This is a genomic window from Myroides indicus (assembly GCF_004364575.1).
Classification (GTDB): domain Bacteria; phylum Bacteroidota; class Bacteroidia; order Flavobacteriales; family Flavobacteriaceae; genus Flavobacterium; species Flavobacterium indicum_A.
This window is the reverse complement of sequence record NZ_SOAG01000022.1, coordinates 1-26,053: the sequence shown is the minus strand read 5'-3', so window position 1 is coordinate 26,053 and position 26,053 is coordinate 1. Positions and strand designations below refer to the sequence as shown.

The 26,053-nt window shown below is 34.5% G+C and carries 29 protein-coding genes and 2 pseudogenes; 27 read left to right on the top strand and 4 right to left on the bottom strand.

The window, feature by feature from the left end; all coding sequences use genetic code 11:
* Nucleotides 1–74 precede the first annotated feature (74 nt).
* From nhaA to C8P70_RS09815, 10 genes are all read left to right on the top strand, one after another.
* The gene (gene nhaA, locus C8P70_RS09860; protein ID WP_133713161.1) at nucleotides 75–1,415 is read left to right on the top strand and encodes a Na+/H+ antiporter NhaA; all 1,341 of its coding nucleotides are present in this window, start codon (nucleotides 75–77) and stop codon (nucleotides 1,413–1,415) included.
* 119 nt (nucleotides 1,416–1,534) lie between these two features.
* The gene (locus tag C8P70_RS09855; RefSeq protein WP_133713160.1) at nucleotides 1,535–3,172 is read left to right on the top strand and encodes an ABC-F family ATP-binding cassette domain-containing protein; all 1,638 of its coding nucleotides are present in this window, start codon (nucleotides 1,535–1,537) and stop codon (nucleotides 3,170–3,172) included.
* 249 nt (nucleotides 3,173–3,421) lie between these two features.
* On the top strand, nucleotides 3,422–4,807 hold the full coding sequence (locus C8P70_RS09850) for a TolC family protein (protein WP_133713159.1): 1,386 nt from the start codon (nucleotides 3,422–3,424) through the stop codon (nucleotides 4,805–4,807).
* An 18-nt stretch (nucleotides 4,808–4,825) separates the two neighbouring features.
* Complete coding sequence (locus C8P70_RS09845) at nucleotides 4,826–5,812, top strand: HlyD family secretion protein (protein ID WP_133713158.1); 987 nt, start codon at nucleotides 4,826–4,828, stop codon at nucleotides 5,810–5,812.
* Between the two features lie 29 nt (nucleotides 5,813–5,841).
* Entirely contained in the window at nucleotides 5,842–7,008 is a 1,167-nt protein-coding gene (locus C8P70_RS09840) for an ABC transporter permease (RefSeq protein ID WP_133713157.1), read from the top strand.
* A gap of 55 nt (nucleotides 7,009–7,063) precedes the next feature.
* On the top strand, nucleotides 7,064–8,188 hold the full coding sequence (locus C8P70_RS09835) for an ABC transporter permease (RefSeq protein ID WP_243832695.1): 1,125 nt from the start codon (nucleotides 7,064–7,066) through the stop codon (nucleotides 8,186–8,188).
* A 756-nt stretch (nucleotides 8,189–8,944) separates the two neighbouring features.
* Entirely contained in the window at nucleotides 8,945–9,424 is a 480-nt protein-coding gene (locus C8P70_RS09830; RefSeq protein ID WP_166666209.1) for a protease complex subunit PrcB family protein, read from the top strand.
* A 47-nt stretch (nucleotides 9,425–9,471) separates the two neighbouring features.
* Nucleotides 9,472–9,915: a protease complex subunit PrcB family protein gene (locus C8P70_RS09825; protein ID WP_133713155.1), complete on the top strand. Its 444-nt coding sequence runs from the start codon at nucleotides 9,472–9,474 to the stop codon at nucleotides 9,913–9,915.
* Between the two features lie 15 nt (nucleotides 9,916–9,930).
* Entirely contained in the window at nucleotides 9,931–10,401 is a 471-nt protein-coding gene (locus tag C8P70_RS09820) for an META domain-containing protein (protein ID WP_133713154.1), read from the top strand.
* Nucleotides 10,398–10,991: a hypothetical protein gene (locus C8P70_RS09815; protein ID WP_133713153.1), complete on the top strand. Its 594-nt coding sequence runs from the start codon at nucleotides 10,398–10,400 to the stop codon at nucleotides 10,989–10,991. The genes C8P70_RS09820 and C8P70_RS09815 overlap by 4 nt, the downstream gene beginning before the upstream one ends.
* Before the next feature lie 164 nt (nucleotides 10,992–11,155).
* On the opposite strand, the gene C8P70_RS09810 is transcribed toward C8P70_RS09815, so the two are convergent.
* Nucleotides 11,156–11,995, bottom strand: a complete 840-nt coding sequence (locus tag C8P70_RS09810) for a DUF6929 family protein (RefSeq protein WP_133713152.1) — start codon at nucleotides 11,993–11,995, stop codon at nucleotides 11,156–11,158.
* A gap of 82 nt (nucleotides 11,996–12,077) precedes the next feature.
* Here C8P70_RS09810 and C8P70_RS09805 point away from each other — a divergent pair, with 82 nt between their 5' ends.
* Together C8P70_RS09805 and C8P70_RS09800 are read left to right on the top strand one after the other, a co-directional pair.
* Entirely contained in the window at nucleotides 12,078–12,950 is an 873-nt protein-coding gene (locus C8P70_RS09805; protein WP_133713151.1) for a PPK2 family polyphosphate kinase, read from the top strand.
* A gap of 116 nt (nucleotides 12,951–13,066) precedes the next feature.
* A complete protein-coding gene (locus C8P70_RS09800) occupies nucleotides 13,067–13,636 on the top strand; it encodes a hypothetical protein (RefSeq protein ID WP_133713150.1) in 570 nt (189 codons plus the stop codon).
* A gap of 75 nt (nucleotides 13,637–13,711) precedes the next feature.
* Here the strand turns inward: C8P70_RS09800 and C8P70_RS09795 are convergent, their stop codons facing one another.
* Nucleotides 13,712–14,239, bottom strand: coding sequence for a hypothetical protein (locus C8P70_RS09795; RefSeq protein ID WP_133713149.1), 528 nt, complete (start codon nucleotides 14,237–14,239; stop codon nucleotides 13,712–13,714).
* Between the two features lie 141 nt (nucleotides 14,240–14,380).
* On the opposite strand from C8P70_RS09795, the gene C8P70_RS09790 reads away from it, so the two are divergent.
* Nucleotides 14,381–15,754 carry an MATE family efflux transporter gene (locus C8P70_RS09790; protein ID WP_133713148.1) on the top strand — a complete coding sequence of 458 codons (1,374 nt, stop codon included), beginning with the start codon at nucleotides 14,381–14,383 and terminating at the stop codon, nucleotides 15,752–15,754.
* Between the two features lie 7 nt (nucleotides 15,755–15,761).
* Nucleotides 15,762–16,013, top strand: a complete 252-nt coding sequence (locus tag C8P70_RS09785; RefSeq protein WP_133713147.1) for a hypothetical protein — start codon at nucleotides 15,762–15,764, stop codon at nucleotides 16,011–16,013.
* Here the strand turns inward: C8P70_RS09785 and meaB are convergent.
* A complete protein-coding gene (gene meaB, locus C8P70_RS09780; RefSeq protein WP_133713146.1) occupies nucleotides 16,010–17,110 on the bottom strand; it encodes a methylmalonyl Co-A mutase-associated GTPase MeaB in 1,101 nt (366 codons plus the stop codon). The two genes, C8P70_RS09785 and meaB, sit on opposite strands and share 4 nt — an antisense overlap.
* Nucleotides 17,111–17,218: 108 nt before the next feature.
* Between meaB and C8P70_RS09775 the strand changes: the two genes are divergently transcribed.
* From C8P70_RS09775 to C8P70_RS14260, 3 genes are read left to right on the top strand one after another with little or no spacing between them, the layout of a single operon-like run.
* On the top strand, nucleotides 17,219–18,472 hold the full coding sequence (locus C8P70_RS09775) for an MFS transporter (protein ID WP_394346295.1): 1,254 nt from the start codon (nucleotides 17,219–17,221) through the stop codon (nucleotides 18,470–18,472).
* A 30-nt stretch (nucleotides 18,473–18,502) separates the two neighbouring features.
* Nucleotides 18,503–18,736: a hypothetical protein gene (locus tag C8P70_RS09770; protein WP_133713144.1), complete on the top strand. Its 234-nt coding sequence runs from the start codon at nucleotides 18,503–18,505 to the stop codon at nucleotides 18,734–18,736.
* Nucleotides 18,697–18,945, top strand: a complete 249-nt coding sequence (locus C8P70_RS14260) for a DUF4177 domain-containing protein (protein ID WP_133713191.1) — start codon at nucleotides 18,697–18,699, stop codon at nucleotides 18,943–18,945. Before C8P70_RS09770 ends, C8P70_RS14260 begins: the two co-directional genes overlap by 40 nt.
* A 65-nt stretch (nucleotides 18,946–19,010) precedes the next feature.
* Here the strand turns inward: C8P70_RS14260 and C8P70_RS14190 are convergent.
* A pseudogene (locus C8P70_RS14190) lies at nucleotides 19,011–19,121 on the bottom strand (hypothetical protein); the annotation flags it as partial.
* Between the two features lie 90 nt (nucleotides 19,122–19,211).
* Between C8P70_RS14190 and C8P70_RS09760 the strand changes: the two are divergent.
* From C8P70_RS09760 to C8P70_RS14325, 10 genes and pseudogenes are all read left to right on the top strand, one after another.
* Nucleotides 19,212–20,021 carry an AraC family transcriptional regulator gene (locus C8P70_RS09760; RefSeq protein WP_133713143.1) on the top strand — a complete coding sequence of 270 codons (810 nt, stop codon included), beginning with the start codon at nucleotides 19,212–19,214 and terminating at the stop codon, nucleotides 20,019–20,021.
* A 195-nt stretch (nucleotides 20,022–20,216) separates the two neighbouring features.
* On the top strand, nucleotides 20,217–20,630 hold the full coding sequence (locus tag C8P70_RS09755; RefSeq protein ID WP_133713142.1) for a hypothetical protein: 414 nt from the start codon (nucleotides 20,217–20,219) through the stop codon (nucleotides 20,628–20,630).
* Nucleotides 20,631–20,642: 12 nt separating this feature from the next.
* Nucleotides 20,643–21,431 (top strand): hypothetical protein, encoded by a 789-nt coding sequence (locus tag C8P70_RS09750; protein ID WP_133713141.1) that lies wholly within the window; start codon nucleotides 20,643–20,645, stop codon nucleotides 21,429–21,431.
* A gap of 35 nt (nucleotides 21,432–21,466) precedes the next feature.
* Nucleotides 21,467–21,967, top strand: coding sequence for a hypothetical protein (locus C8P70_RS09745; RefSeq protein WP_133713140.1), 501 nt, complete (start codon nucleotides 21,467–21,469; stop codon nucleotides 21,965–21,967).
* A gap of 12 nt (nucleotides 21,968–21,979) precedes the next feature.
* On the top strand, nucleotides 21,980–23,047 hold the full coding sequence (locus C8P70_RS09740; protein WP_133713139.1) for a Kelch repeat-containing protein: 1,068 nt from the start codon (nucleotides 21,980–21,982) through the stop codon (nucleotides 23,045–23,047).
* A 38-nt stretch (nucleotides 23,048–23,085) separates the two neighbouring features.
* Nucleotides 23,086–23,520 carry a lipocalin-like domain-containing protein gene (locus tag C8P70_RS09735; protein ID WP_133713138.1) on the top strand — a complete coding sequence of 145 codons (435 nt, stop codon included), beginning with the start codon at nucleotides 23,086–23,088 and terminating at the stop codon, nucleotides 23,518–23,520.
* 83 nt (nucleotides 23,521–23,603) lie between these two features.
* Nucleotides 23,604–24,335 (top strand): hypothetical protein, encoded by a 732-nt coding sequence (locus C8P70_RS09730; protein WP_133713137.1) that lies wholly within the window; start codon nucleotides 23,604–23,606, stop codon nucleotides 24,333–24,335.
* A 31-nt stretch (nucleotides 24,336–24,366) separates the two neighbouring features.
* The gene (locus tag C8P70_RS09725) at nucleotides 24,367–25,263 is read left to right on the top strand and encodes a hypothetical protein (protein WP_133713136.1); all 897 of its coding nucleotides are present in this window, start codon (nucleotides 24,367–24,369) and stop codon (nucleotides 25,261–25,263) included.
* 11 nt (nucleotides 25,264–25,274) lie between these two features.
* Nucleotides 25,275–25,655 (top strand): hypothetical protein, encoded by a 381-nt coding sequence (locus C8P70_RS09720; protein WP_133713135.1) that lies wholly within the window; start codon nucleotides 25,275–25,277, stop codon nucleotides 25,653–25,655.
* 165 nt (nucleotides 25,656–25,820) lie between these two features.
* A pseudogene (locus tag C8P70_RS14325) lies at nucleotides 25,821–26,036 on the top strand (IS982 family transposase); the annotation flags it as partial.
* Nucleotides 26,037–26,053 lie beyond the last annotated feature (17 nt).

Genomic DNA, 26,053 nt, shown 5'->3' with positions numbered 1-26,053 from the left:
ATGTTGTTATAAAATCAGATTGGGACTTGTCTAAAATAAAAGGAAAAATTATATTCGCTAACAAATTTTGTAAAATGACACACAAAATAAAAACTACCCCTGTTGACAAATGGGTTGCAGAGCCGATAAATCGATTTATGAAAAAATCCACTTCAGGTGGTGTTGTACTTTTTATAGCTGCATTAATTGCCATTTTTATGGCAAATTCACAATGGGCAGAACAATATGCCGCTTTTTGGGAAAATAATCATATCGGTTTCTCCTTAAATAATATGGTGCTAAGCCACTCTTTTAAAGAATGGGTTAATGATGGTTTAATGGCAATTTTCTTTTTTGTAGTGGGGTTGGAGCTAAAGAGAGAACTGACAACGGGTGAATTATCATCACCAAAAAAGGCAATGCTTCCTATTATAGCAGCAATAGGAGGAATGGTAGTTCCTGCTCTTGTTTATGCTGTATTTAATGCGGGAACAGATGCTGCTCACGGTTGGGGAATTCCAATGGCAACAGATATTGCTTTTGCTTTAGGCGTATTGTATTTGTTGGGAGATAAAGTTCCTACTTCATTAAAAGTGTTTTTGACAGCGTTGGCTATCGCAGACGATTTAGGTGCTGTATTGGTAATAGCTATTTTTTATACTTCGGATTTATCATTAGTTAATTTAGGAATAGGTTTAGGCTTTTTTGGATTATTGATTATTAGCAACCTTATCGGTATTAAAAGCACAATTTACTATGCAATTATAGGAATAGGAGGGATTTGGTTAGCCTTTTTGCTTTCTGGAGTTCATGCAACTATTGCCGCTGTTTTAGCTGCTTTTGCAATTCCTTCAACTTCTAGAGTTAATGAAAGTTATTTTGTCGATAAGATGATAAAATTAAAAGAAAGATTTTTAAAAATAGATCCCAATGATAAAATCCCTGCTTTAACTGGGGAGCAAATGGATTGTGTAGAAGATATGCGTTCTCTTACAAAAGATGCACTTCCTGCTTCCATTCGATTAGAGCACAGTATGCATAGTTTTGTGAGTTTTGTTGTGATGCCCGTTTTTGCTTTGGCAAATGCGGCTATTCCTATTTCTTTAGGTGAAGGAGAAACTATAAGTTATGTTACTGTTGGTGTGGCTTTAGGGCTATTGATTGGGAAAGTTTTGGGCGTGTCAGGCTTAACTGCATTACTCATTAGGTTAAAAGTAGTGCCAATGCCAGAAGGGATGAACTATAAAAATCTATTAGGGATTGGTTTTTTGGCGGCGATAGGTTTTACCATGTCTCTTTTTGTAACAGAATTGGCATTTGATGTAAATCTTCATCCCGATTTTCCGGATCAGGCTAAATTGGGAATCCTTATAGCTTCAGGACTGGGCGGAATCATAGGTTATGTTTTTTTGGCTTTAGCAGGTAGAAAAAAATAATTTTAATGTAAAAAAACAAAAAAGGTTCAGTTTTTGAATCTTTTTTTGTTTTTCAAAAACACGGCTAAACAGCATCACTACAATTACTATATTTGCATCTTTATAAAAATCAAAAGTAAATGATTACAGTTAACGACATTTCGGTGCAATTTGGAGGGACTACTCTTTTTAGCGGAGTTAATTTTTCGATTAGTGAAAATGATAAAATTGCACTAATGGGAAAAAACGGTGCAGGAAAATCTACTTTATTAAAAATTGTTGCCGGACAAAATAAACCGACCTCTGGTTCAGTATCTGCTCCAAAAGAGGCTGTTATTGCTTATCTTCCTCAACATTTACTTACACAAGATAACTGTACAGTTATGGAAGAAGCTTCCAAAGCATTTGCTCAGATTTTTGAAATGAAAAGCGAAATAGACACAATTAACGAAGAGTTGACGGTTCGCACAGATTATGAAAGCGATAGTTATATGAAACTGATTGAACGAGTGTCAGAGCTGAGTGAAAAATACTATTCTATTGAAGAAGTAAACTACGAAGCAGAAGTAGAAAAGGTTTTAAAAGGATTGGGTTTTTTGAGAGAAGATTTTACTCGACAAACTTCGGAGTTTAGCGGAGGATGGAGAATGCGAATTGAATTAGCTAAAATTTTGCTTCAGAAACCGGATCTTATCTTATTGGATGAACCAACTAATCACATGGATATTGAAAGCATTCAGTGGTTAGAAGATTTTTTGATTAATTCGGCAAAGGCGGTGATGGTTATTTCTCACGATCGTACTTTCGTTGATAATATTACGAATCGGACGATTGAAGTTACAATGGGAAAAATTTATGACTATAAAGCTAAGTATTCCGATTATTTGATTCTTCGGCAGGAAAGAAGGTTACATCAACTAAAAGCCTACGAAGAACAGCAAAAAATGATTGCGGAAACTACAGAATTTATTGAGCGTTTTAAAGGAACGTATTCTAAAACGCTGCAAGTACAATCAAGGGTTAAAATGCTCGAAAAATTGGAGATTATTCAGGTAGATGAGGTCGATAACTCTGCGTTGAGGTTAAAATTTCCACCGGCACCCCGTTCCGGACAATATCCGATTGTAGTTAACGAGCTTTCGAAAGCTTACGACAATCATGTGGTGTTTAAGAATGCTTCAATGGTGGTTGAAAGAGGGCAAAAAGTAGCTTTTGTCGGGAAAAATGGAGAAGGGAAATCAACGATGGTAAGAGCTATAATGGGAGAAATTGATTATGAGGGAAGTCTGGAAATTGGACACAATGCCCGTATAGGATATTTTGCACAGAATCAAGCTTCCTTATTGGATGAAAATTTAACGATATTTGAAACTATCGACCGTATTGCAGAAGGAGATATCCGAACACAAATCAAAAATATTTTAGGAGCATTTATGTTTTCGGGAGATGATATTGACAAAAAGGTAAAAGTATTATCAGGTGGAGAAAAGACCAGATTAGCAATGATTAAGCTGTTATTAGAACCTGTAAATTTGCTTATTCTGGATGAACCTACCAATCATTTGGATATGAAAACCAAAGATATTATAAAAGAGGCACTTAAAGATTTTGAAGGAACGGTTGTTTTAGTATCTCACGATCGCGACTTTTTAGATGGATTGGCAGAGAAAGTTTTTGAATTTGGAAATAAGCGGGTAAAAGAACATTTTGAAGATATAAAAGGTTTCTTAGAGTTTAAAAAAATGGAAAACTTAAGGGAAATAGAAAAAAATAATTAATATTATATATGTAAAAAGGAAAATATGGAACATATTTTCCTTTTGTTTTTTAGATAGTTAAGATATTTAGAAGAATGAAAAAAATGGCGCGAATTTTGTGAAATAGGATGAAATGGTATTGACAGAATTTGATTGATCTAAATATAAATATTTTGGTGTTAATGATAATTTTTTTGTTTTCAATGATAAAAAACCGTAATTTACAGCTGTTTTATAATTATTTTATAAATAAAAACTTACTATTGAATAATGCTGAAAAAAAATAGAACAAGCGTTATAGTGTTTTTAGGGACGTTTTCTTTTCTTTTTGTAAGAAATGTAGAAGCTCAGACACTTTCTTTTTCAGAAGCTTATAGCGTTATGCATAAAGAAAACAGCTTATTAAAAGGGATAGAAAAGCAGAAAGAGGCACATCAATACACCTGGAAAGCTGAAAAAGGCTTGCGTTATCCTACTGTTAAAGCTTTTGGATTAGGACTTTATTTTAATCGAAAAATAGGAGCCGACTTAAATGATTTTAGAAATGGAGTGGGGAGTTTTCTTCAAATTCCAAATCCTGAAGTTTTGGGTAACTGGGATTTGACATTTGTAAAAAGGGAAATGGCTTTTGGAGGTTTTATGGCAACTTGGCCTCTTTTTACGGGTGGAAAAATTAATGCAGCCATTAAAGCTGGAGAGATACGTAAACAAATCGGTGAAAAAGAGTTTGAGAATACAGCAAACAAATTGATCTCGGAATTGGCAGAACGTTATTTTCAGGTAAAGTTGGCAGAAGAAGCTGTGGAAGTCAGAAAACAAGTTTTGCTAGGAGTGGAACACCATCATCACAATGCTGTTAAATTGGAAGAGAATGGTATTATTGCCCCCGTTGAAAAATTACAGGCAGATGTTGCTGTAGCCGATGCAAACCGGGAATTGTTAGCAGCTGAAAAAGATGCTAAACTGGCGAGAGTGGCATTGGCAAATACGATAGAGGTTGATGCTGTATACGACAAATTAACCACAGACTTTTTTATTACTCCCCAATTGGAATCGCTGGAATATTATCAGGAGGCAGCAATCAATAATAATCCTCTACTACAAAAAGTAGAGCTCCAGAACCAATTGGCAGAACAAGGGATAAGAGCTAAAAAGTCGGCGTATTACCCTACTGTTTTGGCATTTGGACAAACTATTTTGGTTGATAATAGTCCCGTTGGTTTTGGATGGGTTGATCACAATGATAAACCTTGGGTAGTTGGTGTGGGGATAACTTATACGTTATTTGAGGGACTTAAAAATAAAAATGAAATTAAAGCAGCTAAAGCGACCAAAGAAAGTGTAGAATTATTGAAAGCGAAAGCTCAAAAAGATATTGTTACACTGATAGAAAAGCTGTATCAGGAGATTCAAAAACACCAGGAACAAATTACTAGTTTAGAACTGCAGGAGCAGCTAGCAACAGAATTGGTCAGAGTAAGAAATAAGGCTTTTTTGGAAGGATTAGCAGCATCTACAGATGTAGTAGATGCTGAAATGAATTTGTCAGGGGTCAAATTATTAAAGCTAAAAGCACACTATGATTATGCTACAGGACTGGCATCTTTGTTAGAATATGCCGGTTTGAGCAATGAGTTTTTACAGTATACAAAATAATATTTAGTTTTTTTAGAGATGAAAAATAAAGTAGGAAGTGCTATCGGGGGAATAGTCGCAATTTTGGTAATATTAGGAATTGCTGTTTGGTATATGAGCGCCCCCTCCGAATCTTATCTTCAGGGACAGGCAGATGCTACTCAAATAAATGTAGCTCCTAAAATTCCGGGAAGAGTACAGGATATTTTGGTCAAAGAAGGAGATAAGGTCACACAAGGACAAGTGCTCGTTGTTATAGGAACACCGGAAATAGATGCAAAATTGCTTCAGGCAGAATCAGTTAAAAAAGCAGCGCAAGCATTAGATGATAAAGCAAGCAAAGGTGCGCGAACAGAGGAAATACAAGCTACATACAGTATGTGGCAGCAAGCAAAAGCGGCGTTAGAACTTGCCGAAAAAACAAACCAAAGAATTGAAAACTTATACAACGAAAAAGTTATTCCTGCTCAAAAAAGAGATGAAGCCCATACACAATACAGAGCAGCTAAAGAAGTGGAACAAGCAGCTTATTCTAAATATAAGATGGTACTTAGCGGAGCCCGAACAGAAGATAAAGCTGCAGCATTAGCACAGGTAAATCAAGCACAGGGAGCTGTAAACGAGGTGCTGGCATATAAAAGTGAAGCCGAAGTAAAAGCACCTCAAAATGGAGAAGTGCTGACAATTATGCCTAATAAGGGAGAAATTGTAAATGCAGGGTATCCTGTTGTAAATTTAGTGGATTTGGATGATGTTTGGGTGTTTTTTAATATAAGAGAAGACTTAATGTCAAAATTTAAAAAAGATACTAAATTTAATGCCGTGGTTCCTGCATTAGGAAATCAAACCATAGAACTTCAGGTAAAATACATTGCTGCTCAAGGAGATTATGCAACATGGAGTGCTACTAAAACAAAAGGTGATTTTGATATGAAAACATTTTTAATTAAAGCCTATCCAACTCAACAAATTGAGGGATTAAGACCGGGTATGAGTGTTTTGGTATCGGAAAGAGCTTTGAAATAAGGTGTTGAAGAAGTAAAATAAATAAGAACGTGAAAAAGGGATTCTTTTCAATATTTAAAAAAGAAGTAATTACTATTTTTACTACTCCGCGATTGTTGCTTTTGATATTGGGAGTTCCTGTATTGATGTCGTTTTATTATGCCTCATTGATGGATGAAGGGGTACCTCGAGATTTGCCGGTAGTATTGTTGGATCAGGATAAAACAAAATTGTCCAGACAGTTGGGATTGATGTTAGATGCCACGCCTTCCATGAAAATAGCTTTTGAAGCAGCAGGTGAATTAGAAGGACAAAAAAGTGTGAGAAGAGGAGATGTGTTTGCAATGATTATCATCCCGAAGGACTTTCAAAAAAACATACAGAAGGGAATTTATTCCAATGTAACTTGTTATTATAACGGAGATTATTTATTACCTGCCGGATTGATATATAAAGACTTTCAAACAGCAGCAGGTACATTTGCAGCAGGTGCAAGATTAAAAACATTGCAGCAAGGTGGATTGACAACACCTGAAGCCATGGCTACAATAAGTCCTGTTAAAACAGATGTTCACGTACTGTTTAATCCTTATACGAGCTATTCTTATTATCTGAATCTGTCTTTTATGCCGATGACATTTCAAATTGTAATTATGGTTGTTTCTATTTATGCTTTTGGTTCTGTTTTAAAATACAGGCAAGGCAGAGAGCTTTTCAATCAGGCTAATGGAAGTATAATTACTGCTATTTTTGCTAAAATTTTGCCTTATACACTACTATTTCTGATTGTAGGAATATTTATGAATACCTTGTTATTTTATAGGATTAATATTCCTTTTAAAGGGAATTTCTTTGGGTTGAATTTGTTTTTCCTCTCATTTATCCTGATTTGTCAAAGTATGGCTTTATTTTTGGCTTCTGTTATGTCAAGTCTAAGAACAGCATTGACGATAGGTGGATCATACGCTGCCTTAGCATTTTCTTTTGCGGGTTATACTTTTCCGCCTGAAGGATTAAGTACGTTTACACAGTATTTTTCTTATATATTTCCCTTTACCTCTTATATGCGATTTACAGTAAATTACGCTATCAGAGGAATTACTTTTAACAGTGAACAGTTGCATTATATGATTGCTTTGACTGTTTTTGCCTGTATTGGAGTAATCGGAATATTGCTTTATAACAAAAAGTTGCAGAAAGGTGGTTATGATATTTAAAAATACAATAGAAAATTTTGCTTTAATTTTTGAAGCTTGTAAAAGAGAGTTTAAAATGATTTTTTCGGACTCGGCTGTTGTGATGTCCTATATCTTATCCACATTGGCAGTTGCCTTTTTTTATTCGTATGTATATTCTAACGAAGTTTTTACAGATTTGCCTGTTGCGGTAGTAGACAGTGATCAAACTTCGATGAGTCATCAAATTTCCAGAATGATAGACGCAACACCAGAACTTCATGCTGCATATACAACTGCAAGTTTAGAAAAAGCGAAAACGTTGTATCAGGAAGGTATAGTAAAAGGAATAGTAGCAATTCCCAAAGGTTTTTCCAGAGAATTACAAAAAGGAGATGTTCCCGCTATATCTGTTTATGGTGATGCGTCTTATATGCTGTATTACAAACAAACACTTACAGCTGTGATGCAATCGGTAGGAACGCTCAACGGACAGGTTGAAATAAAAAAAATGATTTCAAATGGAATTCCTATGCAACAAGCAATGCATACTCGCCGACCTTTTGGTATAGTGGGAATCCCGTTGTTTAATATTAACGTAGGTTATGCAACATTCTTAATTCCAATTGTTTTTATTATTGCAGTTCAGACATTGCAGTTAACTGCAATGGGAATTTTAAACGGAACTTTACGTGAAAAAAGAATTTTTGCAGAAACTTTTTCCTATGCGAGACAGAAGTTTTCAAGTGTTTTTTTAACATTAGGGAGGGCGATGGCTTATCTGATTATATCTATGGTTTTGCTATTGATTCAAATTGTAATTGTTATGCATGTTTATACTTTCCCGCAAAGAGGAAATCTGTGGGAAATAATTGTATTTCTTATTCCGGTAATTTTGTCTATCACTTTTTTAGGCATGATAATGACATCACTTTTTAGAAGAAGGGAAGATGCTATTATGACCGTTACTATTTTTTCTATTCCAACATTAGTTTTGTGCGGGTTATCCTGGCCTACTACCGCTTTTCCGGTTTGGGCAAAAATAGTATCGGCATTTATTCCGAGTACATTAGGAGTAAAAGGGTTTATTTCGTTAAGTCAGTTTGGCGCTTCACTGTCAGAAATACGAGATGTGTATATCCAAATGTGGGGGCTGTGTGTTTTTTATTTTGTTTTTGCCGTTTTAACAAACAGAAAATATTTGCGAAAAGAAAACAACTAATTCAACTTGGTTTTAATGCCAAAAGACAGAGTTTTAATTTTTAAATTCTGTCTTTTTTGTTTCCTAACTATAGACTACGTGTTTTTACGTATAGGCAGATATAAAATGAAAATATTTTTGTTTTGTATTGTTACAGAATAACTTAGGGTGAAGTAAAAAATAAAAATTTAACAAAATTAAGTTTTTGTTCTCTTTTGGTTGTAAATTGTATCAAATGTAGGTTAAATGCTGATGATTGATGTGTTAATATTGTAAATTTTGAATAAATGGGGTGTTTCTTATATTAAAAAAACATGTTTGTAAAAGTTGTGTTTTAGGTATTTGTTTGCTTATTAAGACTTACTTTAATAGATTTGGGTATAAATGGTGTTTTGTAAATAAAATATATGTAAATATTAACATTTAAAATATTTGCCTATGAAAATAAATATCTTGGATGTTTTTTAGAAAAAACAAAATTATACTTTAGAATCACAGAAATGTGGTTAAAAATATTATTTGATTTACTTGTTATACCATGTGTGGATTTATAAATCTTCACATCAAACAAAAACCTTATCAATGGTTTTGGATAAATAAAGCAGATGCTACGGCTCTCACTGCTTTTGTGTAAATTACTAATCACCTTAAAAACTAACGGCGTATGATAACAAACTTCTTTACAGTTTGCTGTTCAATAAACAGAAACTGAGTCGGAAATACCGAAACAGCGACTTAAAAACTGAAAGTAGGTAAATTATAAGAAATATGTATAAAATGAAAAAGTTTTTAATAGTAGCATGTTTGGCATTAGGTATGACAGCATGCAGTAATGACGATAACAAGCAAGATAAAGGCTTTGAGTCTGTGATTATAACGATGGATAATGTAATGCAAGGAAGTTTAATAGCGAAAGGAGAAATGGGAGGTCCATATTTTGCAGATGAGTTATTTACAGTAATTACTAATCAAACGGACTGGCAAAATTTAATTGACCAGATGAATTCTGTAGATCCTACCGCACCTGAAACTGATGTTGATTTTAATAATTATGAAGTGATTGCAGTTTTTGACGAAGGAAAAACTACCGGAGGCTATAGTATTGACATTATAAATATTACAGAATTTGAAAAAGAAATTGAAGTTGAAGTAGATAGATTACATAAAGGAAATGATACACAAATTGCTACTAAACCATTCCATATTGTTAAAATTCCAAAAATAAACAAACCTGTTGTATTTGTGGAAGTGGATTAATATTATTCAGTGATTATGAAAAAGTATTTAATAATAGTGTGTTTGGTATGACAGCATGCAGCAGCGACGATAACAAGCAAAGTAGTGATTTTGAGCCTGTGGCGGTAGAAGAGATTCTAAACGGTAATTTGTCAGGAGGCGATAGAGTAGGCATAGGACAAGAAAACAGAGTAATTGTCACAGTTGTTGACTGGCAGGAATTAATTGATCAAATAGACTATATAGAAGGAGGAAATGAATCTATTATTCGTATTTTAGAAAATGTATCAATTGATTTTCAACAGGAAGAAGTTTTAGCTGTTTTTGAGGAAGTAAAAACAACCGGAGGATATAGTATAGATATTACTAATGTGGAAGAACGCGAAAAAGAAGTAGTTGTAACTATTGAAAGACTGAAAAAGGGAGGGGATGATACTGTAATAACTCAACCATTCCACATTGTTAAAATTCCAAAAATAAACAAATCTGTTGTATTCGTGGAAGTGGATTAGTATTATTCAGTAATTATGAAAAAGTTTTTAATAGTAGCATTTCTGTCATTAGGTATGACAGCATGCAGTAATGAAAATAGCACAACTGATAATAATTTTAATGAGCAATCTATTTATGGAGAATGGATATTGTTTCAAATAAAAAATTTAGAAACAGAAAAAGTTCGCTCACCAAAAGACGGAAATGGGATAGAAACTAATGAAAATTTATATTTTTTGACATTGCAATCTGATAGTATTTTAAAAGGAAAGACATTAGCTAATGAGTTTTATGGGAATTATAGTATAGAAGATAATTCTAAAGTTAAATTAATTCACACAAAAATAGACATTGTTTCTGAGGTTTTAGAACCAGTGAATGGGGATGGCGAATACTTTTTAAAACAGATAGAGGGAGATTTAATTTACCAATTGCAAGGAGAAAATCTGTATTTATTTTTTGATAATAGTACTAAGTGTTTCATTTTTAAATCAAATACAATGTGAAAAAGTTTTTAATATTATTGTGTTTGCCATTTGTAGTGATGGCGTGTAATAACGACAATGAAGAAATAATCAATAGCGGAATAAATGAAAAGATAGCGGATAATGAAACCAATAATGTTTTGTTATTAACGGTAGACTATATGTCTAATGCTTTTGAAGGAGGTGTAGAATTTAACTTTACAGAAGCATCGGGTGATTTTGACTTGATTTTGGAATATGTGTTACCTGGAGATTTTGGAAGTATAAAGTTGATTTATGATAATATTGATGAAGTTTTGTTTGATGGGACTATTCACTGGATGGGGTTGGGAGAAAGAACTTTTCCGGAAACACTGCAACCTGCAGATTCTTTTCAAGGAACACTTGTTCTGAATTATGTGTATCCTCAAAACGGTATAGAAGATATATTTAATCCCATGGAAGAAACATTTGATTATGAACGAGTTTGGGGAGTGATTCAGTATTTGATTAAAGTAAGAGAATATGTAGAACATAATCCGGAAGCACAAGTAAAATTATTTTTATACACTCCAAGCGTAGGAGTTGGAAATCCGTATGATTGGTATTGGGTTATTTTTCTGAAGAGATAATGTAATGAAGATAAAAGCTTATTCACATTGTTAAAATTCCAAAAATAAACAAACCCGTTGTGTTTGTGGAAGTAGATTAATATTATTAGTTTAAATTTTTTACCAAAAAGAGGCTGTTTATGGTTATAAAAACAGCCTTTTTTAGCGTGTAATATATAGTAAAATTAGTCCTTAAATCGAAGTTTATAAACTGCTGAATTTTCTGAAGGATTATCGGCATCGTCACAAATCAAGAATTCAAGAAAAGCTTGATCTTTTTTAAAGAGTGTAATCCCTTCAAATTTCTTGTCTTTGCTGATAATTTTTGTTTTTTCAACTTTCATCTTTTTGGGGTTGATTCTGCCGACTAATGTACCGTTAACTTCTCCGTCATCAAAGGCAGAATCCGTGTTTTCTGCTGCAGCAAGAAAGTAAATTTTATCGTCCACTTTAACTGCATCTGTAAAACTGGTCTGCACTTTGTCAATTTTTGGAAGAGAAATTGGCGTATAAGTAATTCTAAAATCATTCAAAATATTATCGCCGGTTACTACAAAAATTCCATTTTGTTTTTTAGGACCATTTCCTCGGTTAAAAAAATACCACGTATCGTTGTCAAAGATTACTCCTTCGATATTAAAATCAGCATCATTCAGGTTAGCAAATGATTTCATAGATTCATATAAAATATCCAGTTTGTGAACAGAGATAACTTCGTTCGTGATCTTGCTTACTTCTATCAAGTCAATTCTTTTTTCGGTTGATCCGGAACCAAATACAAAGTAGTTAACACCATCTGTCGTAATAGATTCAAAATCGGGTTTATCACTTTTTGTTATTTTTTCCAATCCTATACCGTCTTCCGCAAGCGGAGTTTTGCTTATTTTTTCGGTATGCATATTGTAGTGGTAGAGATAACTTGAGTCGTCAGAAATTAAATGAATTTGTGTGTTATCATAAACCAATCCAGATGCGGCGCTTATGCCAAACAGATGAAATAAAAGCTCTAAGGTAATTTGTTTCATAAATATTGAATGTAAATTAAAAATAGGCAAATCTTTTTTAATAAGAGTGAAAATGATTAAATTTTACACATAGTTTGCAATTATGAAAATAGAAGAAAAATATAAAATAACTTCAAAGATTGAGTTAAAAGATTTACCCACGGTTTCAGATTTAGCGATCTCAGGAGAAAAAGCAGCTCGAAAACTGGATAGTTTAAGCAGAAAATTAGGCAAATTTCAGGATGTGATGTATGCACATAATCGCTATTCAGTTCTAATATGTCTTCAGGGAATGGACACCGCAGGCAAAGATAGTCTGATAAGAGAAGTTTTTAAGTTATTTAATGCCAGAGGAGTAGTAGTGCAGAGTTTTAAAAAGCCTACTTCTAACGAGCTTGAGCACGACTATTTGTGGAGGCATTATATAAACTTGCCCGAAAAAGGAAAGTTTACTGTTTTTAACCGAACGCACTACGAAAATGTTCTGGTTTCTCGCGTACACCCGAAGATTGTAATGAATGAAAGGCTTCCACATGTTTTAAATGAAGATGAAATTACGGATGAATTTTGGCAAAAACGCTATGACGAAATAAATAATTTTGAACAACATTTGGCTAATAATGGGGTTATTGTTATCAAATTTTTTCTGCATTTAAGTAAAGGAGAGCAAAAACGAAGAATACTACGTCGGTTAAATAAAGAAAAACACAATTGGAAATTTGCACCAGAAGATGTAAAAGAGCGAGAATATTGGGAAGAATATCAAAAGTATTATGAAGAAGCTGTCAATCAAACTTCAAAATCCAATGCACCTTGGTATGTTATTCCGGCTGATGATAAAGCTATTTGCAGATATATATTTGCTAAAATACTAAGAGAAGTTTTTAAAAAATATACCGATATTCGGTTGCCTGAGTTGCGGGATGAAATAAAAGAAGATTTAGAGTTGTATAAAAAGCGCTTATTAGAGGAATAATTATTTGTTTTTATAATGTGGAAGTGTGAAACTTTAAACTAAATGAGTTTTTTATTGTATATTTGATAGGTTTATTGAAATAAATATAGATATATTGTGGTTAAAGTTCTATTAGTATGAAGAAATTTTTAGTGTTGATGTGCTTTTTATTGGCAATCACAGCATGTGAGAGCGACAATGGAAAAGAAGAAGTAAAAGGTCAAGTAAATGAAGTTTTACTGTTAAAGGTAGGGTATATGTCCAATAATTTTGAAGGAGGAACAGAATTAAGCTTTACAAAATTATCAACTGACTTTAATTTAGTACCGGAATATGTATCTCCCGGGGATTTTGGTAGTATAAAAATGATCTATAGCGATATTGATGAGGTTTTATTTGACGGAACTATCCACTGGATGGGATTGGGAAAAAGAACCTTTCCGGAAGAACTGCAAACAGCAGACTCTTTTTTGATAACAGAAACTGAAGATTATGTGTATCCTCCAAATGGAATACATAATGTATTTAACCCCGGAGGTGAAGCATTTGATTATGATGTAGTTTGGGGAGCCATTCAAAACGTGAAAAAAGTGAGAGAATATTTGGTAGATAATTCAAATGCAGAAGTCAAATTATTTTTATACACACCCAGTGTAGGAGATGGAAACCCATACGATTGGTATTGGGTTGTTTTCGTAAAAAAATAACTTTTGTAATTATATTTAAAGCCTCTTAAATTTACTTTTTAAGAGGCTTTATTTTTGTTTATTTTTTATTTTTGTTTATTTTTTATTTTTGTTATAGTTTTTCAGACTAAAGCCATAGGCTATTCGAACCCCCAGCTGGTCTGTATTGTAATCATTATAACGTTCATAACGCAAGCTAATATCGATATAGCTATTGGCAAAACCAATAGAGGGTGCCCAGATAAAAGTATTCCCCATTCCCTTATGTGTGCCAAAGCCAGCACCTAGTTCTCCCATGGCATAGATATTTTTATTCATAAAATGCTTGAAACCTGCTTTTACGGGGATCAATCCTAAATCACCCTCCTCATTATTAAATAAATGAGCATATCCCGAAGTTAGCGTAAACGAAGTTTTTTGACTTACATCATATTGCAACCGAGCATCTACGCCTACGGAACCATCATAATCCGAGTTAGTAGAAAGTCCCCCATTAAGTCCAAAACCTATTCTGAAGCCTTTGGGATAGTAGGGTTTTTCTTTGTTTTGAGCCTGAAGCGGAGCTGCAAAAACTAAAGAACCTGCTAGCAAAGTAAAAACGAATTTTTTATTAAGCTTTATCATATATTTTTATGTTTTACAAGTTAATCGCAAAGTATAGTAAAACAAAAAACCTGCCATTTCAAGAAATATTGTTTTTTACTTAACACAATTTTGCGCTCTGCTTTGAGTGACAACTTCTTATATTTGCACAAATTTTCGGAGATGAATTTAGCAGTGTATTTCAAAGAGTTTAATTATAATATTCGTTTAGCCTATCCTATTATCCTGGCAATGTTAGGGCATACTATTGTAGGAGTGATAGACAATATTATGGTTGGAAAAATTGGAGCAACAGAGCTTGCTGCGGCTTCATTAGCAAATAGTTTTGTGTTTATTGCTATTTCATTAGGTGTAGGATTTTCTACGGCATTAACTCCTTTAGTAGCTCATAGCGATGCAGAAAATGACACCAAAACGGGACGAACTATTTTTATTAATGGATTGTTTTTGTGTACAATAGTGGGAATTTCTTTGTTTGCTATTATTTACTTTTCCAAACCTTTATTAAATCACATGGGACAGCCCGAAGAAGTGATTGTATTAGCAAGACCGTTTTTGGATATTGTAGCTGTGTCTTTAATTCCGGCAATTATTTATCAAGCATATAAGCAGTTTGCCGATGGAAAGTCCCGGACTAAGAACTCTATGTATGCGACAATAATTACTAATATAACCAACGTTGTTTTTAATTATCTATTGATTTATGGTGTGTGGATTTTCCCCGAAATGGGAATGTTAGGGGCAGCCTATGGTACACTTATCTCGCGTGTGGTAATGATTATTTATATGCATTTTGCTTTATCCGGTCAGGATTTATTCAAGCCTTTTTTATCTAATATAAGCTGGGCTGAATTAAAAAAGGAAATGCTTAATAAAATAGTCAAATTGGGAATTCCGTCGGGATTGATGAGCTTTTTTGAAGTTGCGCTGTTTGTAGGTGCAGTTTGGCTTTCCGGCATGATTGGCACGGTAGCACAAGCTGCTAATCAGATTGCATTGAGTATGTCGTCTATGACATTTATGTTCGCAAGCGGATTAAGCGTTGCAGCTATGATCAGGGTAGGAAATCAGCGTGGATTAAAAGATTATCAAAAACTTAAAATAGTGGCTCGCTCTATTTTATTAATGGCAGTTTTAATTTATACAGTATTTGCTCTTGGTTTTATATTGTTCCACAATTACATCCCTATGCTGTTTTTAAACAATGCGGATCAACTTAATGCCGTGATGAATGAAGAAGTAATAAAAATTGCGGGACAATTGCTGTTAGTAGCGGCTATTTTTCAGATTTCGGACTGTATACAAGTGGTCACTTTAGGCGCTTTGAGAGGAATACAGGATGTTAATGTGCCCATGATTATAACCTTCGTGTCGTATTGGGTAATCGGTTTTCCCATATCTATTTATTTGGGATTGTATACTGATGCCGGAGCAAAAGGAATTTGGATAGGTTTATTAGCGGGATTAACAACTGCAGCAATTTTTTTATATCTTCGTTTCCACATTTTATCTAATCGTTTAATCAAAAATAATTGATACAACTATGCAGTTACCTAAATTTGTATTAGCAGACAATACTGAATATCCCGATGATATTTTTATCATTCACTTAGAATTTCCGCGTTTTATCGTTAATCTGAATACGGATGAAGTGGAGTTTTTAGAAACAATAGAAGAATCGGATGAAGATGAAATTGAAGCAGAAATGGAAGAACTAATCGTGAAAGCAGGAAAATTTTACGAAAGAGAAATGGAGCGTTATGTAGAAGATGAAGAGTTGAGTGAAGAAGACTAACTTTTTTGATTGAAATACATTTTTAAGATTTTTTGAGCCGCTGCAAAAGGAGATATTTCATTTTTTTGTACGGCTTTTTTACTGTCTTCGATTTGTGATTTTATACTTGGTGTATTGTAAAAGTGAGACAAAATATTTTCGTTGATTGTTTCCAGCATCCAGTATTGATTTTGCTCTCTTCGATGCATTTCAAAATATTTGCTCTCTTGAGTCAGTTGTGTGTACTCTTCTATAATGTTCCAAACTTCACTTATTCCGGTTTGTTCAATGGCGCTGCATGTGCGGACTTTAGGTGTCCACCCCGAAGGTTTTGCGGGAAACAGATGTAAAGCCCTGTTAAAATCCAGTTTTGCCTGATGGGCTCTTTTTATATTTTCGCCATCGGCTTTGTTGATAACCACGAGATCAGCCATTTCCATAATTCCTCTCTTAATACCCTGTAATTCGTCTCCGGCGCCTGCCAGATTTAAAAGCAGAAAAAAATCTACCATGCTTTGTACAGCTGTTTCACTTTGTCCTACACCAACTGTTTCTACAAGAATTGTATCAAAACCGCATGCTTCACATAAAATTATGCTTTCTCTTGTCTTGCGGGCAACACCTCCTAAACTATCCCCTGAAGCTGAAGGTCTGATATATGCATTTTCGTCTTTTACCAATTCCTCCATTCTTGTTTTATCTCCTAAAATACTTCCTCGGGTAATACTGCTGCTGGGATCAATAGCTAACACAGCAACTTTTTTTCCTGTTGAAGTTAATAATTTGCCAAAAGCTTCAATAAATGTACTTTTTCCTACACCAGGAACGCCGGTGATTCCTATCCGAACAGATTTATTGGCATAGGGTAGACATCCTTGTATAATGGCATTGGACTCAATCTGATGCTGTGGGTTTAAACTTTCAATTAAGGTAATTCCTTGACTCAAAGCAACTTTATCTCCAGAAATAATTCGGCTTACAATATTCTGCGCGGAAAGCTTTTGTTTTCTTCTTTGTTGGTATCGGACTATGGCAGATGGATTCGTTGTATTTGGAGTTTCAATACCTTCATTTTCTTTTAAAGCAGATTTGTATTTTGATTTTTCCGGATGGTCCACAGCACAGTTTGTTTTGTTTGTTAAAAGTAAAAGTAATAAAAAATAATTCAATTAAAAACTTGAAAAAAATAGTGAACAGCGATTAATATTTATCTTTGTAACTCTAAGATGTATATCATGAATGAATTATTAAAACTTCGCAGAAGTTTAGGATATAAAATAAACAGACAATCTCTTTCTCAACACACCGTCTACCCCATTTTATTAGCTATCAGTTTTGGACATTTGTGCAACGATTTATTACAGGCAGTTGTTCCGGCTATTTACCCTTTATTAAAAGATAATTACAATCTGAATTTTGCACAAATAGGAATGATTACATTTTGTTTTCAGATTTCATCTTCTTTGCTACAGCCCTTGGTAGGAGCTTATACCGATAAAAATCCACAACCGTATTCTCAGATTTATGGGATGATATCGACATTACTGGGCGTTATTTTACTGGCATTTGCTCCAAGTTATGGTTGGATTTTGACTGCTGTTATCTTAATTGGCATAGGTTCTTCTATTTTTCATCCGGAATCTTCAAGAGTTTCTTATGTGGCATCGGGAGGAAAAAGAAGCTTAGCTCAGTCTATTTTTCAAATAGGAGGAAATACAGGTACGGCTTTGGCTCCTTTGCTAATTGCGTGGATTGTATTACCTAAAGGACAACAATACTTGCTTTGGTTTGTTGCGATTGCTATGCTTGCGCAATTTATATTTTACTTTATAGGGAATTGGTATAAAAGAATGTTGAATTATACGATTGCCAATAAGAAAAAAAAGAAAATATTAATACCTCAATTGTCTTGTTTTAGAGTAAACAGTGCCATTGTTGTATTATTGTTGCTTATTTTTTCAAAATACTTTTATGTAGCCAGTATATCGAGTTATTTTCAGTTTTATACAATGGAAAAATTCGGAATCAGTGAAATTCAGGCTCAGGTGTATTTGTTTTACTTCCTCATTGCTGTGGCGCTTGGTACTTTGATAGGCGGTTTTTTAGGTGATAAGGTAGGCAGGAAATATATCATTTGGTTTTCCGTATTAGGAGCAGCTCCTTTTACGTTATTGTTGCCGTATGTCAATTTGTTTTGGACAGGAGTTTTGATCGTTTTAATCGGGTTTATTTTATCCTCGGCGTTTCCGTCTATTTTGGTATATGCACAGGAATTGCTGCCCAAAAAGATAGGGATGGTATCCGGTTTATTTTACGGGTTTGCTTTTGGAATGGGAGGATTGGGTTCTGCTGTTTTAGGTTGGTGGGCAGACCATACTTCAATTGAATATATTTACAGCGTTTGCGCTTATTTGCCTTTGTTAGGAATTATAGCGATATTTTTGCCCAATATGAAAAAAGTTCATTTTAAAGAAGAATAGTATGTATCTTTTCAGATAAAACAGTAGAATATGAAAACAGTTTGTGGAATAGTATTGGGATTGTCGTTCTTTGTAAGTTGTAGTACTTCAAAAAATGCGATAGCTGTTAATGATTCGTATAAAAAAGAGTATGCTGAAAATATTGAAAACTATATCAAGGAAGCAAAGCCAGATATTTATAATAGTTCAGGAAAAGATTTTATTTGGACGAAAGATACTGACACATTTTATATTGTAAAACAAGTAGAAAAAATAAACAATTAAGCTTAATAGAAATAAAAAGATTTGAGTATAAAACTGTAGAAATAAAGCCAAAAGGAACTTGGAAATCCAGATTTGATGCAACTGAAATTGACCAAATTCTGAATGAATTTGGAAAAGAAGAATGGGAATTAATAACCACAGAAGATAAAAATGGTATAAGGGATGGAAGCACCGAATATTTTTACTATACTTTTAAACGCGAGATCTAAAGATATTATATTACAAATGAGGTTCTAAAAAACCTCATTTCTGTTTAAGTTATTCACTCCTTTGCTTACAATAACTTTCCGGTTAAAAACATGGCGGCAATTGAAAAATAAATAATCAATCCGGATACATCTACTAAAGTAGCAACAAACGGGGCAGATGTTGTAGCCGGATTCATTTTGGATATTTTTGTTTTAAAATTCTATATTAATTAGATTTGTTTAGATAATTTAAAATTTATATATATTAATTATGAAAAATAATCTCAATGCAGGTTTCTTTCACATATCCGCATCCGGCATTGCAACCCTATGTTAGGGGATATTTTTGTATAGAATTAGACGCAAAACCCAATGCTCCGCCATTAGATATACATCCTGTGGGTTACAGTACTATTGCTTTTACATTAAAACCAAAAGTATTTCGTTCAGAAGGCAACGATTATGATTTTAGTTTGAGCTATCATGGTTATATATGCAGGCATATTTCGCTATTGCCATTGGTCCATCATATCAAAATGGTGGTTGTTTCTTTTACGCCTACAGGGACGGCGCAGCTGTTTCGTATTCCACAGAACGAATTGCTGAATCAGATTGTATCTTTTACAGATGTTTTTCCCGATTCAAAAATACTCAACACTCAATTGGAAGATGCAGATTCCTGCCAAAAACAAGCTTTACGCCATATAGAACAATGGTTATTACAGCAAATACCCGATAAAGCCCCGTTTAATTACGCTCCCAATATTGACGAAGCGTGCAAGATGATTCAAGCCTGCGAAGGACACATCCGCATTGACAAACTTTGTCAGGAAGTGGGCATGTCACAACGGTATTTAGAAAGCCATTTTAAGGAAATGATTGGCGTTTCGCCCAAACTATACTGCCGTATTTCTCGTTTTATTGCCGTATATCAGTTTATACTTCAAAACAGCCACATAGAGTGGAGTGAACTGATTTACCGTTACCGCTATTTTGACCAAGCCCATTTTATCCGCGATTTCAAAACCTTTTTTGGATATTCTCCCTCTAAAATTCATTTGGCAAACAGCCATCTTGCCAAGAAAATTATCTTGTAATTCCACTTTTTTTCGAATTTTTACAATATTGGTTTTATTATCCAATCTACATTTGTATTGATTATTTACTTGTTATTATGCTATTTTTTTAAAAATACAGCGTAAATACATCGCCTTTATCAATATATAAAACAAATTATAAGCTTGATAGTTGATGTTGCAAACACATCAAACCCAATTAAAAATCGAATTATTATGAAAAAGTTAAAACATTATTTTCCGCTTTTGTTGCTGTTGGTGATTTCAGCAGGCATAGCGTTATCGGGTTGTTCAGGCAATTCGGATAATGGAAATCAAGAACAAACCAACGGCGGTTTTCCAATTCCTTATCCCGATGGGGGCGAAGTAATTACCGATACGTGGGATGGCATTTCCGGACATAGAACCGTAAAATATCCCGACGAAAAACACCAAGAGCTCATCAGTTTTTACAATGATTACGCTTCCGGAAGTGGCTGGAAACGCACCGAAGCAGGACAAGGAGAAGTCGTGTCGTTCATCTATCTCAATCTGGAAAAAGGTTATACAATAGATTTAGGCTATCCAAGTGATCAGGTGGCTGATGCCGTGCTTCTTACGCTTTACGTAGCAGATTATACAGATTTATAAAATCAGATTATTATGAAAAAGTCAATTTACCCTATGCTAAAAACAGGATTTGTTTTGTTGTTGCTGTGTTTGCTGGCAGCATGCAGCAGTGATGATAACACACCTGTGCCGGAGCCAAACCCCAATCCAAACCCCGAACCGGCTATGGAGTATTTTGTAAAAACACTGCAAGTTTCGTTTGGAGAAGGTAAAATGGAGTTTGAATTTAAGTATGACAATCAAAATCGCATCAGTGAAGAACGCGTCACAGAAGAATATTTTAATGAAGAGGACGAAAGTTCCGATGATGAGCTTGGACTGGTGCTGGGCTATCGGTATAATAGTACCGGAGAAATATCGGAGATATGGGAAGACGGCGAGCTATGGGCAGCTTTTGAGTATAACAAGGGCATATTGAATAAGATTATTCTTTCGGACGGAAGTGAGTTTCCGGTAATCTATTCTGACGGAATTTATACCGTTGACGGCGGTTTTCAGTTTATTGTAGATGCCCGCCAACAATTGCTTGGTCACGAAAATCTTGGTGTAAGATTAACGTATGCCGATGCTCCCGGAATACATCGGTACCTGCGCCCTCAGCCTGCCCGGTTTACATCGGAACTGGTGGCTTTGGATTTTTATAGTATGACGGTATCACAACAGGCTATTGCAACAATAGAACTCAACGGAATATTTTATGATGTGAATAATAAAACAGATGAAAAGGGAAATATAACAGCCGTAGGGTTAATTGATAAAGCAACGGGAGTTGAAACAGAGGTTTGGAAAATTATGTATGAACAAAGAAAACTCATCGAATAAATAATAGAGAATTAATAACTTTAAAAATATAAGCTATGAAAAAGTCAATTTTATCTATACTAACAACGGGGTTTGCTTTTTTGTTATTTTGCTTAGCAGCAGCTTGCAGCAGTGATGATAACAAAGCAGATGCTAAACCTTATATTGACCTAACGGCAGAATCATTAGAGTTTTCCGTTGAAAAAATTGAAGATTTTTTTGGAAATGTTACTATAACCGGTACGATAAAAAATATTGGGGAGGACTATCAATCTTCGGAAGGCAAGCAAACTGTCCGGCTCGTAGAGCGGTCGGCAACAGGACAGGTAACCACTTTGGTAGAACAGAAGTTTGTGAACCTTGCAGCCGGTGAAACCATTGTTTTGGAATATGTTGTACAAGGCTGGCGTTCATCCGAAGAATTTCCGCCCGGTTTTCAGTTGGGTATTTATTATGAACCGGATATTTATATAGACGGCAACCCGAATAATGATGATGCAAATCCCAAAAACGACTTTTTAGAAAAAAAAGGAACGGAAATCAACAAGTTATTTTAAAAACATCCAGTTATGAAAAAACTAATTTACCCCGTGTTAAAAGCAGGATTTATCTTTTTGTTTCTGTGTTTGGCGGCAGCATGCGGAAGTGATAATAACACGCTTGTACCGGAACCGGAACCAACCCCCAATCCCGAACCAACTCCGATGCCGGCTGTTCAGGAGGTGTATGTAGCCGGAGTTGATGGCAACACAGCCAAAATCTGGAAAAACGGAGTACCTCAAAATTTAACCGATGGCTCAGAGGATGCTGTTGCTAATTCTGTATTTGTACATAACAATGATGTTTATGTAGTAGGAGTAGAGAGCAACGGTACTTATCTGGTTGCTAAATTATGGAAAAACGGTATATCACAAAACCTTTCAGATGGAACAAACGAAGCCAACGCTCTTTCAGTATTTGTGAATGACGGTGATGTGTATGTGGCAGGGCGAGAAATCAATAGTGATATGTTTTCTGTTGCAAAACTCTGGAAAAACGGCGTACCGCAAAATCTGACTAATGGCTCAAGCGATGCTTTTGCTTATTCTGTATTTGTAAGTGACGGAAATGTTTATGTAACAGGACGAGAACATAACGGAACAAGTTATGTTGCTAAATTATGGAAAAATGGCGTAGCTAAAAACCTTACGGACGGGCTCAATAATGCCACTCCAAATGCTGTATTTGTTAAAGGGAATGATGTATATGTAGCAGGTTTTGAGAATAATGGAACCAATTATATTGCTAAGCTCTGGAAAAATGGTGCACCTCAGAATCTTTCAGATGGTTCAAAGGATGCCCGCGCGTACGCCGTATTTGTAAATGATGATGATGTTTATGTAACCGGATATGAAAACAGCGGTTCCAATTATATTGCGAAAGTTTGGAAAAATGGAAAAATGGAAAACCTTGCCGATGGAATTGCTCATAGCGTTCCAAACTCAATATACATGTCAAATGGAGATGTATATATAGCAGGACGTGAACACAACGGTACTGAATCTATTGCCAAACTATGGAAAAATGGCACACCGCAAATACTAACAGATGGAACAAATTATGGCAATGCTAAAGCTGTATTTGTCGTTGAAAGATAACTAACCATCTAAGTATTGGAAATATAATAATATAAGCTATGAAAAAGTCAATTTTATCTGCGTTAAAAACAGGATTTATTTTTTTGCTACTGTGTTTGGCAGTAGCCTGCAGCAGTGATAATAATACACCTGTGCCGGAACCGACGCCGGAAGAGCTGATTATCGGCAAATGGTATGTAGAGAAAATAACGAAATCTGATGGTAGTGTACACGAGCATGCTAACGATTGTGAGAAAGGTTCGTATTTAAAATTCGACACCGATAACAAGATATACTCTATATTTTTTTACCTAGTAGGCGGAGATTGTAAAAGCTCGACCGGTGGAGGAGATTACTACGTGGTGGATGGCGGAAAGAAAGTGGTTGTTACCGCGTTAGACGGAGTCACTTCCACAATGGATATCTTAATGTTGAATAAGTCCACATTGGTGTTGAAAATTCAAGATACTATGTATTTGAAAAGAGATATGTAGATAAAGTAAAAGCAAATGATATGAACAAATTCAAGATGAATATCCAAGAAATCGTACTCGCCTTTTGCTTAGTGGTCTTTGCAATGTCATGCGACAAAAACGATTACGATAAGCCTGCAGTAGAGCTTGAGTTGCTGGAAAAAGTGTATATAGATGGTAAGTTGTATCTCGATGTTTTTTATGACGAAAACCATAAAATCAATCGGATGAATTATTATAAAGATAACGGCGAAATCAAATCCCAGCGACAGATCCAATTGGATGAACAGGGGCGTGTCAAGAAAGTCATAAGTGATTTTAGTAATTACGTAGCCACACGCACACTGACCTATAAGGGTGAAAGGAAAGTACTTGATGAGACTTCGTATGAATTTGTCAACGGCAGTCCGACAACCTATGGTAAGCGGGCTTGGGAATATCCCAAAGCGAATGTTATCAAAGACCTTTTGTATGCCGATGACCTAATAACCGTAAGTTATGCTAGTACATTTACTTTTCTGGAATCTGGAAATTTAGAAAAGAAGGAACGTGAGGTGTTTACACATCCAGACCAGAATACTTATGAACAATACCAATACGATGAAGGTATTTCTTATGAATTTATGATTGAATCTAATATTCCGGGATATTCGCAAATTCCGGTAGCTAAGAACCAGCTGCTTAACCGAAAAGTATTTAAGCCGAGTGGTGAGTTTGTTGCCGAGGTGAAGTTTCTCAATACTTATAATGAAAAAGGGTATTTGGCCGCATATGGTGCGCAGTATACTACAGGAAGTGAAGAATATCGATTTGAATATAAAACAGTCATAAAATAGATATTTGAGGAAAGAAAATAAAAAAAAGAGAATGATAATCATTGGAATTATCATTTGGAGCCTATTTGCCGGATTTATGATTTGGGCTATGTTTTTTCCGTCTCAGTGGTTTTTGAAATATACAGCCAAACGGGCAAACATCACAATAAATTATGCCGAATCATTAAAAAACGGTATCCTAATTTCTGAAAGAATTGATAAAACAAGATTTTCATCCGGCAGAATGATATATTTGCTTGACGATGGAACTTTGTACAGCCGTTATTTTAATCAATCAATTTCTATCAAAGGCATTTCAGGAAATCTGGTTTGGACTTCCGCTTCCGGCGGATTATCGTTTGTACTTCCCGACTTTAAAAAAGGACTGAAAATAGAAGACGCAGTTGCTCAATGTGGCGTGATACCTATAAAAATTGAAATAGATACTTTGGGATATTTAAGGGTAACCACAGAAAACGGCGAAGTAATACCATGCAATCCTAAATATGGCAAAAGAATTTCTCCGTTTGCCAAAGAGGAATCTTTTACCTATGGTTCAACTCCTGTAGAACTTGTAGAGAAAAACAAGATAAACTATCTTCTATTCGGTAAAGACACAGTTTCAGAGCGATTGCTTGATGCCAGATTTGCAGAAATCATTACCCGTCAGGGAAATCGTCGGAATATATTTATAGAAGAAGAACCTTTTGTTGAATTTCAAACAAGTTTAACACCGGCATCTCCACGCTATTTGGGACGTTATACTGCCGAAGGCAAACGTTGGCAGAGGCAATTGGGAAACGGTAAAACAACAATTACACAAGTGTACCGCTACTTTTTAGGAGGAAAACAATTGATTATACTGGGCTATAATCAACAGAAAAAAACCTGTGCTGTGGCAATAGACATAGAAACGGGTAATATACGTTGGGAAAAGAACTTGGAATAAAATTATAGAATGTGAAAAGAAATATACAAATCATTCGTAAAATGCTTCTGAATTTTCTGATTTGGTTAATTCCTGTTTTCATCATAACAGCATTTTCGGTGGTTTTAATTACAATACTAATGATGGCGGCTGCCGATATTGGTGGAGGTAGTAACAAAAAAGACTTTTTCAAAAAGTGCCCTAAAGGGCTCATCGGCTCTTTGGGAATCGCTTATCTGCTTATGGGCATTTTTTTAATATTTGTTTATTTTTATTGGGAAAATTTGAATTTAAAAGAACCAGTTTACCTTTTCGCGTTAGTGGTTTTCTGTTTAATTGTGGGGTTTTGGGGTGTAAGATATGATTACAAACGTTTATACAATAGCTACACTTGTCATTTACAAATGAAATGATTGTGTTTAATTCTAAAATAATAAAAATAAAATTTAGTTATAAGTGCATTGATGAGGTTATAACGTTTTATATAAACCTGAGTTCGATTAATATTAATGCATAAAAAAGGTAAAAATCCGTATATTTAAGTAACTGAAATTTAAATCTATAAAAGATTTTTACCTATGATTTGTTTCGATAAAATTACTGATATTTTTTGTATTGTAGATGAGTTCTGCAAAGATTTTGAAAATTCTACTAAATCATTTCTTTTAGGGAGCTCTTCAAAACGCCCACCTAGAATGTCTAAATCTGAAGTAATTACCATTTATCTTCTATTTCATTTAAGTGGTTTTCGTTGTTTTAAGCATTTTTATATTTATTATGTTCAAAAACATATGACTAAATAATTTCCTAA